Annotated in this window: 6 protein-coding genes and 1 riboswitch; of the genes, 5 read left to right on the forward strand and 1 reads right to left on the reverse strand. The window is 46.1% G+C overall.

Annotated elements, in window-relative coordinates:
• Position 1 precedes the first annotated feature (1 nt).
• Positions 2-2,842 carry a 2-oxoglutarate dehydrogenase E1 component gene (gene sucA, locus CYJ37_RS02645; RefSeq protein WP_101547776.1) on the reverse strand — a complete coding sequence of 947 codons (2,841 nt, stop codon included), beginning with the start codon at positions 2,840-2,842 and terminating at the stop codon, positions 2-4.
• An 833-nt stretch (positions 2,843-3,675) separates the two neighbouring features.
• Here sucA and CYJ37_RS02655 point away from each other — a divergent pair.
• From CYJ37_RS02655 to metH, 5 genes are all read left to right on the forward strand, one after another.
• Positions 3,676-3,855: an H-type small acid-soluble spore protein gene (locus CYJ37_RS02655; protein ID WP_035402568.1), complete on the forward strand. Its 180-nt coding sequence runs from the start codon at positions 3,676-3,678 to the stop codon at positions 3,853-3,855.
• A gap of 83 nt (positions 3,856-3,938) precedes the next feature.
• Positions 3,939-4,052, forward strand: a riboswitch (SAM riboswitch).
• Positions 4,053-4,118: 66 nt separating this feature from the next.
• Positions 4,119-5,267, forward strand: coding sequence for a methionine biosynthesis PLP-dependent protein (locus tag CYJ37_RS02660; RefSeq protein ID WP_050767301.1), 1,149 nt, complete (start codon positions 4,119-4,121; stop codon positions 5,265-5,267).
• Entirely contained in the window at positions 5,264-6,451 is a 1,188-nt protein-coding gene (metC, locus tag CYJ37_RS02665) for a cystathionine beta-lyase (RefSeq protein ID WP_009793773.1), read from the forward strand. The genes CYJ37_RS02660 and metC overlap by 4 nt, the downstream gene beginning before the upstream one ends.
• Entirely contained in the window at positions 6,448-8,313 is a 1,866-nt protein-coding gene (locus CYJ37_RS02670) for a bifunctional homocysteine S-methyltransferase/methylenetetrahydrofolate reductase (RefSeq protein ID WP_009793772.1), read from the forward strand. Before metC ends, CYJ37_RS02670 begins: the two co-directional genes overlap by 4 nt.
• Positions 8,291-11,740: a methionine synthase gene (gene metH, locus CYJ37_RS02675; protein WP_101547777.1), complete on the forward strand. Its 3,450-nt coding sequence runs from the start codon at positions 8,291-8,293 to the stop codon at positions 11,738-11,740. Before CYJ37_RS02670 ends, metH begins: the two co-directional genes overlap by 23 nt.
• Positions 11,741-12,075 lie beyond the last annotated feature (335 nt).

The raw sequence follows: 12,075 nt of genomic DNA on the forward strand, positions 1-12,075 counted from the left end.
TTTAAAATCCTCCCTCTTCCGTACGTGTTAAGACTTCATTAATGATGCGCGCTTGTTCTTTTTTGTGGACGTTCGGGTCACCCTCTGCCGGGCTTGAACGGCGGCGTCTTCCGGTATAGGAAACTTTTGCACCGGCTGGAGCCAATTCGGAAAGGCGCGGTTCTACAAAATTCCATGCTCCCATATTCTTCGGCTCTTCCTGAACCCATACGATTTCCTCAACGTTTGGATACTGTTCAAGGATGCTTCTGATTTTCTTCATCGGGAACGGGTAAATTTCTTCGACCCTTAAAATATGAAGCCAGTCAAGGTTAGCTGCATCCTCAATATTCTCATGAAGGTCGATCATGATCTTTCCTGTACCAAATACAATCCTTTTCACCTGATCTTTTGCCTGTCCCAATCCAGGCTGTTCAATGATCGGCTGGAAGGCTCCTTCGCTGAGCTCCAGCCCGTTGGAAGCAACATTCGGGTTGCGCAGCAGGCTCTTTGGCGACATGAGGACAAGAGGCCTTACTTCTTCCCTGTTCAGGATGGCAGCCTGTCTCCTCAGAATATGGAAGTACTGTGCAGATGAAGTCAGGTTGGCAACTGTCCAGTTGTTTTCAGCTGCTAAAGTCAGGAATCTTTCAACCCTGCCGCTCGAGTGCTCTGGCCCCTGGCCTTCATAACCATGAGGCAGAAGCATGACAAGACCGGATTTCTGTCCCCATTTCGCTCTTCCAGCGGATATGAATTGGTCGAACATGACTTGTGCAGCATTGGAGAAGTCACCGTATTGTGCTTCCCACAGCACTAAAGTTTCAGGTGCGAATACATTGTAGCCGTATTCAAAGCCGACAACAGCCATTTCTGACAGCGGGCTGTTATGGACTGCAAATGAAGCTTTAGAAGAAGAAAGCATATGCAATGGTGAATAAGCTTTTCCTGAACTGCTGTCATGAAGGACAACATTTCTCTGGGCAAAGGTTCCGCGTTCTGAATCCTGCCCGGACAGGCGGATTGGCGTACCATCCTTCAGGATGGAGGCGAATGCCAATGTTTCTGCAAGGCCCCAGTCAATTTTTCCGTTGCCTTCGAGCGCTTCAGTCCTGCGCTTCAGGATTTTGTCCAGTTTATTGAAGACCTTGAAATCTTCAGGCCATGTCAGAAGCTCTTCATTGATTTGCTTTAATGTCTTCAGTTCAACAGCTGTGGCTAATTCAGGAATACCTTTTTCAACCGTTTCAGGCGGATTGGTTTCCTCAACTTCCTTTTTCTTATCTGGAACTTTATTATAGGCCTCTTTCAGCTTATCAAGAACCTCAGCATCCATTCCTTCCAGGCTTTCCCTGGAAAGAGTGCCGTTTGCAACCAGCTGTTCACTGTATAGTGATTTAATGGTTGGGCGCTTATGTATAACATTGTACATAAGCGGATTTGTCGTCATCGGCTCATCCATTTCGTTGTGTCCGAAACGTCGGTAGCCGATCAGATCAATCAGAAAATCTTTATTGAATTTCGCCCTGTATTCACAGGCGAGCTGGGCGGCAGCTACCACAGCTTCAGGATCGTCAGCATTTACATGCAGGATCGGAATTTCATAGCCCTTGGCAAGATCGCTTGCATACCGGGTAGATCTGGAATCCTGGGATTCTGTTGTAAATCCGATCGTATTATTTGCAATGATATGAATGGTTCCGCCAGTACGGTAACCAGTAAGCTGGCTGAGATTCAATGTTTCTGCCACAGTTCCCTGTCCCGGGAAAGCTGCGTCACCATGAATAAGGATTGCCATAGCCGAGCTTGGATCTTCCTTCGGATAGCCGGAAGCGCTTCTGTCATCCTGGGCTGCCCGTGTGAAGCCTTCAACTACCGCGCCGACGAATTCAAGGTGGCTCGGGTTATTAGCAAGCGTCAGCCTTGCTTTAGTCGTGTTTTCCTTCTTGATCTGCCTGTCCAATCCCAGGTGATATTTTACGTCGCCTGTCCAGCCGTAGTTAATGCCGATAGAACCTTCAGAAGGCACAAGCTCTTTATTCGGCGCATGCTGGAATTCAGCGAAGATCATTTCATACGGCTTACCAAGCACATGGGCAAGCACGTTCAGGCGGCCCCGGTGAGCCATTCCGATATTGATCGTCTTCGCTCCGTCGACAACAGATTCTGCAACCAGCTCGTCCAATAGCGGCACAAGCGTATCAAGTCCTTCGATTGAAAAGCGTTTTTGCCCGACAAATGTGCGATGAAGGAATTTTTCAAACTCCTCAACCTCCATCAGCCTTTTCAGGACTCCCACCTTCTTTTCATTTGAAGGTTCTCCAAGCAGTGTGCCTGTTTCCACCTTGTTCCGAAGCCAATTCTTTTCGTTCACATCGTATACATGATGAAACTCATAAGCTATTGTTTGGGTATATACATTCTTAAGATGCTCTATTGCTTCAAATCCATTGCGTACATGTGAAGGGGCATCTGAACAAATGATCGATGCCGGCACCTGCTCCAGATCATTCCGGGTCAATCCATATTGCTCCAGCGCAAGGATGTCTTTCTCCGGCTTATTGTTTTTTAATGGGTAGATATCAGCCGAGATATGGCCGTACGCCCTGATATTATCCGCAAGGCGGATAGCTGCCAGCGTTTTTTCCAGCTGTCCGGGAGCAGCAGCCTGGACAGGCTTATCATTTTCAAAGGTGTCAATCTGAGTTTGTTCAGGAGATCCCCACTTTTCAAAGTACTCTCTCATTTCAGCGTCTACTGATTGAGGGTCCTCCAGGAATCTTTCATATAATTCAATAACATAGCCAAGGTTTGGTCCATGAAACCCCTGTAAAGGTCCCTCGCCGTTGGATGGCGTTTTCATGAAAATTACCTCCGAGTGTTTTTTTAAGAAAACATTTAGTTTCCGGCATTTTATCCCGTAAATTTTTACCCTAATATATGAAATAGTAACGCAAAATTGTATGAATAATAATTTTATTCAGAGGATAAAACGTTTTCAATGACATTTTACCACGCAAATCCCTATCGTACAAAGGATTTAAACTGAAAATTAGAAGAAAAATGTAATTTTTTTTCATCACCTTAAAATCTATATTAAAAAAATGATTTTTCTATTTTTTTTCGCTCCATTATGAATATAGTAATGTTATAATAGGTAGATATCTAACTTTAGGACTGTAAAGGATTAAGGGATTCTTGTGAATAAACAGCGATTATTATTCTAATAGTAAAAAATAAAACCGGGAAAGATTCCCGGTTTTATTTTTTTCCTATGTTTCAACTTAGTAATCTAATACAATGCCTGACCCGGCGTTTTTATGTGCAGTCCCCCATTATATTCTTTCTATATTAATGCCCAGCTGTTTTGTTTTCCTGCTCTTTATGCTGTGCAGACATTCTTGTCTTCTGTCCAAAGGAAAGTCATAAGGGCCCTTGACCAGGGTGTCCGCATGCTGGAATGGCATATGGCCTGCCTCTTCGATCAGCTCTCCGTCTTGAATGCATTCATACAATAAGCAGCGATTTTTCATATGTTTTTGCATGGACTCACCTTCACTTTCCTTTTCTTGCTTCTATTCTAAAGCAAAAGAGCTGAATTTTCACAAAAATAAATTCCCATTTTTTCTTTTCTTCCGCATAAATTTCTCCCGGCTGTACAAAAAATATAACGATACTTTCCAAGGAGGAATGAAAATGAATATTGGCAGGGCAAAAGAAATTCTTATGTCTGCTGATCCTATTAAAGTCAGCTATGAAGGTGAATCTGTAATCATACAGCATGTGGATGAAAGGACAAGGACAGCGAGGATATATTCCAGGGCTGAACCTGAAAAGGAATTGGATGTATCTGTCCTGAATCTGATCGAGGGTTGAGATCATATTTTTAAAATATTATGAAAGTTCATTGACTTTTACTGGTTTAATATTGTAAAGTATAGAAAATTCAATAACTGTATTTCTTATCAAGAGAGGCAGAGGGTATGGCCCTGTGAAGCCTCAGCAACCTTCAATGGATAATATTGAAAAGGTGCTAATTCCTGCAGGTCCTTTATGGGCTTGAAAGATAAGAAGAATGACAAGTGCTGCATCCAAAAAGTCTTCTTCTTATAGAAGACTTTTTTTATTTTCCATGGAGCATGAAAGCATTGTGCAAAAAAGGAGTGAACATATTGGTGAAAACAGAAACATTATTGGCGCAGCTTGGCAATCGAAGCGATCAGCATACAGGAACCGTCAACCCTCCGGTTTATTTTTCTACAGCTTACCGACATGAAGGAATCGGCAAGTCCAACGGCTATGATTATGTCCGGACGGGAAATCCAACTAGGGAAATACTTGAGCAGGCAATTGCCAGCCTTGAAGGAGCTGATCAGGGTTATGCCTGCAGTTCGGGCATGAGCGCCATCTCCGTTGTTTTATCTCTATTCCGTTCAGGTGATGAGCTGGTGGTGTCAAAGGATCTTTATGGAGGCACCTACAGGCTGCTTGAGCAGGGTTTTGCCAAATGGGGGCTGGTTACAAAATACGCAGATACCTCTGATATCCATGCGGTAAGCAGGCAAATCTCGCCTCATACGAAAGCAATATTCCTGGAAACGCCGACCAACCCGCTCATGCAGCAGGCTGATATTGAGGCTATGGCTGCAATCGCCCGCCAGCATGGAATTCTACTGATCGTCGATAATACCTTTTTTACGCCGGTCCTTCAGCAGCCAATCAGACTGGGGGCCGATATCGTCATACACAGTGCTACAAAATATCTGGGCGGCCATAACGATGTGCTCGCAGGCCTCATTGCGGCACGAGGAGAGAAGTTATGTGCCTCCCTTGCCCATCACCATAATGCTGCAGGAGCAGTGTTAAGCCCATTTGATTCCTGGCTCCTGATGAGAGGGATGAAGACCCTTGCCCTCCGGATGAAGAAGCATGAAAGCAATGCTCGTAAACTGGCTGAATACTTGAACAGCCATGAATATGTAGAGGAAGTGCTGTATCCCGGAAAAGGCGGAATGCTCTCCTTCAGAATCCTTGAAGAAAATTGGGCAGATCTATTCCTGCAGAAGCTGAACCTTATTACTTTCGCCGAAAGTCTTGGCGGAACTGAAAGCTTTATTACTTATCCTGCCACACAGACACATGCTGACATCCCGGAAGAGACCCGATTAGCCAATGGAATCTGCGGCAAGCTCCTTAGATTTTCTGTTGGCATCGAAGATCCGGAAGATTTGATGAAAGATTTGGAACAGGCCTTCAGTGGCTGTGTGGAAGGGGAGAATGCAAAATGAACGAAGACTGTTATAGATTCGAAACAAAGCTATTGCACAATAAACATAAAACAGACCCGGTTACAGGGGCTGTAAGCGTCCCGATTCATCATGCCTCCACCTTTCATCAAAAGGATCTTGAGTCTTTTGGCAAATATGACTACTCAAGAAGCCTAAACCCGACAAGAGAGGCGCTTGAAGAAGTAATTGCAGGACTTGAAGGCGGAACCAGAGGATTTGCGTTTTCTTCCGGTATGGCGGCCATCTCCACTTGCTTTCTTCTTCTTTCCCAGGGAGACCATGTCGTCATTTCAGAGGATGTATACGGAGGCACCTACAGGATGGTCACAGAGGTCCTCTCGCGCTACGGAATTGATTACACCTTCGCAGATATGACTAATTTAGAAGAAGTAAAAGAGGCTGCCCTTCCACATACAAAACTATTCTATGTTGAAACACCTTCCAATCCCCTCTTGAAGGTTGCCGATATTAAAAGCATTGCTGAGATTGCCAGGGAAAAAGATGCTTATACGTTCGTTGACAATACTTTCATGACCCCCCAACTGCAAAAGCCGCTGGACCTTGGGGCAGATATTGTCCTTCACAGTGCGACGAAATTTATCTCCGGACACAGTGATGTCGTTGCCGGCCTTTGTGCAGTAAAAGATCCAGTGCTGGCTGAGAAAGTGGCCTTTCTGCAGAATTCCTTTGGTGCTGTCCTTGGTGTGCAGGATTGCTGGCTGGTGCTGAGGGGTTTGAAAACCCTTCATGTCAGACTGCAGCAGTCCATGATAACAGCAGAGAAAATTGCTCTTTTCCTTGAGAATCACCCACTTGTGAAAAAAGTGCATTACCCTGGGCTTGAGAGCCATCCGCAGTTTAAGCTGCAGAGAGAACAGGCTGCCGGGCCGGGAGCTGTGCTGTCTTTTGAGCTTGAAGACGAAGATGCGCTGCGGAAATTCTCTGATGCTCTGGAAATCCCGGTTTTTGCAGTAAGCCTGGGCGCTGTCGAGTCGATACTCTCCTGGCCAGCCCGGATGTCTCATGCCTCCATGCCTGCACCCGAAAGAAGCAGGCGCGGAATATCCGACTCCCTTCTCCGCCTTTCTGCAGGCCTCGAAAATCCGGATGATTTAATACACGATTTCAGCAGAGCACTTTCTGCCGCAGAGAGAACATGCCATACAGCGAGGGTAAAACTATGAGTCTGCTGGATAAAATGGAAAAAGAGATCATCATAGCAGATGGAGCGATGGGCACTCTCCTCTATTCCTATGGTACAGATTTCTGCTTTGAAGAACTTAATGTATCACAGCCAGGCCATATTCAAAATATCCACCAAGCTTATATAGATGCAGGTGCAACTTTGATCCAGACCAATACCTATGCAGCCAATTATCTCAAGCTGCAGCGCTACGGACTGGAGGACCATGTAAAGGAAATAAACAGTGCCGCTGTCACTGTTGCGAGGAAGGCTGCGGGAAATCATGCCTTTGTGGCCGGAACAATTGGCGGAAACCGCGGGATCAAACCCCACTCAATATCTATAGAAGAAATAAAAAGGAGCTTCAGGGAGCAGCTCTACTGCTTGCTGATGGAAGGGGTGGATGCGATCCTTCTTGAGACCTATTATGATCTCAAAGAACTGGAAACTGTCCTTTCGATCGCGAGGAAAGAAACAGCCCTCCCTCTCATTGCCCAGGTGTCACTGCAGGAGACGGGTATTATGCAGGATCACACTCCCATAAGCGAAGCGCTGTCCAGGCTGGATGCGCTCGGCGCGGATATCGTCGGGCTCAATTGCCGGCTTGGCCCCCATCATATGCTGCTGACGCTTGAGGAGGTGCCCCTGCCACAGAAGGCTTACCTGTCCGCATATCCGAATGCCAGCCTGCCTGCATACACGGATGGAAAATTCCATTACGAAGGCGATGCAGAATATTTCAGGCAGTCTGCCAAAGCTTTCAGGAACCAGGGGGTAAGGCTGCTTGGAGGATGCTGCGGCACCACTCCTGCTCACATCCGTGCATTTTCAGATGAATTAAAAGGATCTCCTCCTTTAGAGAAAAAGGAAGTCAGGGAACCAAAGGCTAAAATTCGGATTATGCCAAAAGAGGCCCAAAGGGATCTTCCCCCGCTCCAGGATCTTGTGAAAAAGAGACAGTCAGTCATCGTTGAATTGGATCCTCCAAGGAAATTGGAAACGGATAAATTTTTTGCCGGGGCCAAGGCTCTTCAAGACGCAGGCATTGACGCAATTACACTTGCCGATAATTCGCTTGCATCCCCCCGGATCTCAAATGAAGCACTCGGCTATTTGGCAAAGAACAGGCTGGGGCTTCGTCCGCTCATTCACCTGACGTGCAGGGACAGGAATATCATTGGGCTGCAATCCCATTTAATGGGCCTTCATACACTGGGACTCCATGACATTCTTGCCATTACCGGAGATCCTGCAAGGGTCGGCGATTTTCCCGGCGCATCTTCCGTATATGATATGTCCTCCTTCGAGCTGATTCAGATGATCAAGCAGCTGAATGAAGGCCGCTCGATTTCAGGCAAGGATCTTGGACAAAAAGCTGCATTTTCTGTTGCTGCTGCCTTTAACCCAAATGTCCGTTCTCTTGAGAAGGCAGTTCAGAGGCTCGAAAAAAAGGCGGAGTGCGGAGCGGATTATTTTATAACCCAGCCTGTATTTTCGGAAGAGAAGCTTATGGAAATATATGAGGCTACCAAACATATGGAACAGCCGATCTATATCGGCCTCATGCCTCTGACGAGCAGCAGGAATGCTGATTTCCTTCATAATGAGGTGCCGGGCATCAAAATATCCGACAAAATCAGGGAACGTATGAACAGCCTGAAAGATGACCCCCTCCAGTCAGTCCGCGAAGGGATCAGCATAAGCAAAGAGCTGATTGATGCAGCAGCAGAGCTGTTCAATGGCATCTATTTAATCACCCCGTTTATGAAGTATGAACTGACAGCGGAGCTTGCCGCATATGCGCGCAGCGAGAAGCTGAAGACAGCCAGGAGGAGCAGGAATGCCAAAGATTTCTCTATCTGAAAGAATGAATAATAAAATCCTGATCATGGATGGCGCCATGGGAACGATGCTGCAGAGAGCTGATCTTTCTGCTGAAGATTTCGGCGGCGAACAGTATGATGGCTGCAATGAATACTTGAATCTTACAGCACCGGGGGTTATTAAAGAAATCCACCTTGCCTATCTTAAGGCCGGTGCCGATATAATTGAAACCAATACTTTCGGGGCCACAAGCATTGTCCTTGATGAATACAGCCTTAAAGAAAAAGCCTATGAAATCAACAGAACTGCTTCTTTGATTGCAAGGAAAGCGGCTGATCAGATCAGCACTCCTTCATGGCCGCGTTTTGTTGCCGGATCTATGGGACCTACTACAAAAACACTTAGTGTCACAGGAGGAACGACATTTGAAGAGCTGGCATTGTCATATGAGGAACAAGCCTGCGGATTAATTGATGGCAAAGCGGACCTCCTCCTTCTTGAGACCAGCCAGGATATGCTCAACGTGAAAGCAGGATATATCGGGATACAAAATGCCTTCAAAAAAACCGGCATCACTCTCCCCCTTATTGTTTCAGGTACAATTGAACCTATGGGGACGACACTCGCGGGCCAGCCAATTGAAGCTTTTTATATTTCCCTAGAGCATATGAAACCGCTGGCTGTCGGCCTTAATTGCGCTACAGGACCTGAATTTATGCAGGAGCATATCAGGTCATTATCTTCGCTTGCAGATGCTGCTGTCAGCTGTTATCCAAACGCCGGGCTGCCTGATGAAGAAGGGCGCTACCACGAAACACCTGAATCGCTCGCAGAAAAGCTTGCAGGGTTTGCCTCACAGGGCTGGCTGAACATCGTCGGCGGGTGCTGCGGAACTACACCGGAGCATATCAAGGCAATTGCAGATAAAATGGAACATTTTGCACCGCGGAAAATCTCTGCAGCATCTGCCCATAAAGTATCAGGCATTGAGCCGCTCATCTATGATGACCCAACCCTCCGCCCCATCATGGTCGGCGAGCGGACAAATGTCATAGGATCCAGGAAGTTCAAAAGACTGATTGCCGAGGGAAAGTTTGAAGAAGCGTCAGAAGTCGCGAGGGCACAGGTCAAGAATGGCGCCCATGTTATTGATATATGCCTTGCCGACCCTGATCGGGATGAACTGGAAGATATGGAAAATTTCATTAAAGAAGTAACTAAAAAAGTAAAAGCACCGATTGTAATAGATTCTACAGATGAGAAAGTTATAGAAAAAGCCCTTATTTACCTGCAGGGAAAATCCGTGATCAACTCTATCAATCTGGAGGATGGCGAAGAAAGATTTGAGGCTATTGCCCCTCTTATACGCCTGTACGGGGCAGCAGTGGTAGTCGGAACCATAGATGAGAAAGGCATGGGAGTGAGTGCAGATAGAAAGCTTGAAATTGCTTCCCGCTCCTATACCCTTCTGGTTGAAAAATATGGGATTCCTCCTGAGGACATCATTTTTGACCCGCTCGTCTTCCCGGTTGGGACAGGTGATGAACAATACATCGGTTCGGCAGAAGCGACTGTTGAGGGTATCCGCCTGATAAAAGAACGCTTTCCAAAGACACAAACGATTCTTGGCATCAGCAATGTTTCTTTTGGCCTGCCTCCGGTTGGAAGGGAGATTCTTAATTCCGTCTTCCTCTATCACTGTACCCAGGCGGGATTGGACTATGCAATTGTGAATACAGAAAAACTTGAGCGGTTTGCCAGTATAGCAAGTGAAGAAATTGCTTTGGCAGAAAAGCTGTTATTTGAAACTACGGATGAAACACTCGCACAGTTCACAGAATTTTACCGGGGCAAGAAAAAGGAAGAAAAAAGCCTTCTTCCTGATATGAGCCTGGCTGAACGCCTTGCCTATTATATAAAAGAAGGTACAAAAGAAGGCCTCTTGGAAGACCTTAAAGCAGCCTTACTGGAGTACAGTTCCCCTCTTGAAATCATAAATGGACCCTTGATGGATGGGATGAAAGAGGTCGGCCGACTGTTCAACGACAACCAGCTGATTGTCGCCGAAGTGCTGCAGAGTGCAGAAGTGATGAAGGCCTCGGTTTCCTATCTTGAACCATTTATGGAGAAAGGAACTTCATCAGGCAAAGGGAAAATCATTCTTGCCACTGTAAAAGGAGATGTTCATGATATAGGCAAAAACCTTGTTGATATCATTCTCAGTAATAATGGGTACGAAGTAATCGACCTTGGCATCAAAGTATCACCTTCTGAGCTAGTTGAAGCAGTAAAAAAGGAAAAGCCCAATATGGTCGGACTCTCTGGCCTGCTTGTTAAATCCGCACAGCAGATGGTCATCACCGCTTCTGATATGAAACAGGCAGGCATTGATATCCCTATTCTCGTCGGCGGTGCCGCACTATCAAGGAAATTCACAGATACGAAAATATCGAGAGAATACAATGGCCTCGTGATGTATGCCAAAGATGCGATGAATGGATTATCAATAGCCGATCAGCTCCGTGATGAGCCGGAATACAACAGGCTCCTTGCCGAGCAAGAGGCAAAGCGGTCCCTCCCCCTCCCTTCTGCTTTAACAGAAAGAAAAACAGGAGCTCTTGCTGCACTTAAGGTGAGGCCTTCAGTCCGGTCTGATGTACCGGTTTTTGTTCCGCAGGATTTGGAGCGGCATGTCCTAAGATCCTATACACTTGGGCATATTGAGCCTTATATTAACCGGCAGATGCTTTTAGGGCATCATTTGGGGCTTAAGGGCAATATCAGCCGTCTCATTGAGTCAGGTGATGAGAAGGCATTGAAATTGAATGATACTGTAGATTCCCTTATCGTGCAGGCGAAAACTGAGGGCTGGATCATGCCTAGTGCTGTCTATCAATTTTTTCCTGCTCAATCTGACGGGAACAAGGTCATCATCTATGATAAGGACGACCACAGCAGGATATTAGAGGTATTTGATTTTCCAAGACAGCAGACTGAGCCATTTTTGTGCCTTGCCGATTATTTGAAGCCTGCTGGTGGCGGGGAAATGGATTATGTCGCCTTTTTCTCTGTTACTGCAGGCAATGCTGTAAGGGAGACTGCCGAAATACTTAAAAAGGAAGGCCGCTTTCTTGAAAATCATGCCCTGCAGGCTTTGGCGCTTGAAACGGCAGAAGGTTTTGCTGAACTTGTCCACAGGCAAATACGTGACCGCTGGGGCTTCCCTGATCCTGTAGACTTTACTATGAAAGAGAGGTTTTCAGCAAAATATCAGGGACAGCGCTTTTCATTCGGCTATCCCGCCTGCCCGGAGCTTGAAGATCAGCGGAAGCTTTTTGATCTGATCAAGCCGGAGGAAATTGGCATAGACCTGACAGAAGGATTTATGATGGAGCCGGAAGCTTCGGTTTCAGCCATGGTTTTTGCCCATCCGGAAGCACGCTATTTTAATGTATTGAAAAACTGATATGGAGGCCTGCCTGTAACGGCAGGCTTTTTCGCTGTGCAGGCATTTAAAATTTTTAATCTTGTGTAATTAATGTTTGATTGACATACAGGAGCTGCGATGCTGTATTTTTTGTAAGGCTCTATTCGCATTGATTGTTGCTTTTTCGCAATCGTTATTTAAGATCAATCCCCGCCCATCCATTAAAGAACGGAGCCTTCCCGGACCTGAATGGTAGATTCAGTGACAGGCTGAAATATAAGCGGAGAAATTCCCCCTGAGCTTGAAAAGCCTTTAAAAACAGTTTAAAAAGAGGGAGAAATTCCGACTAACGACTCCAAAAACAGGAAAATGGG

It is taken from the genome of Bacillus sp. UMB0728 (genome assembly GCF_002858875.1).
Lineage (GTDB): Bacteria > Bacillota > Bacilli > Bacillales > Cytobacillaceae > Bacillus_AB > Bacillus_AB infantis.

Excerpts from the sequence above, each read along its gene's own strand:
- CYJ37_RS02655 (WP_035402568.1), top strand. The coding sequence starts at position 3,676 with ATGAATATTGGCAGGGCAAAAGAAATTCTTATGTCTGCTGATCCTATT.
- CYJ37_RS02670 (WP_009793772.1), top strand. The coding sequence starts at position 6,448 with ATGAGTCTGCTGGATAAAATGGAAAAAGAGATCATCATAGCAGATGGA.
- metC (WP_009793773.1), top strand. The coding sequence starts at position 5,264 with ATGAACGAAGACTGTTATAGATTCGAAACAAAGCTATTGCACAATAAA.
- CYJ37_RS02660 (WP_050767301.1), top strand. The coding sequence starts at position 4,119 with ATGAAAGCATTGTGCAAAAAAGGAGTGAACATATTGGTGAAAACAGAA.
- sucA (WP_101547776.1), bottom strand. The coding sequence starts at position 2,842 with ATGAAAACGCCATCCAACGGCGAGGGACCTTTACAGGGGTTTCATGGA.
- metH (WP_101547777.1), top strand. The coding sequence starts at position 8,291 with ATGCCAAAGATTTCTCTATCTGAAAGAATGAATAATAAAATCCTGATC.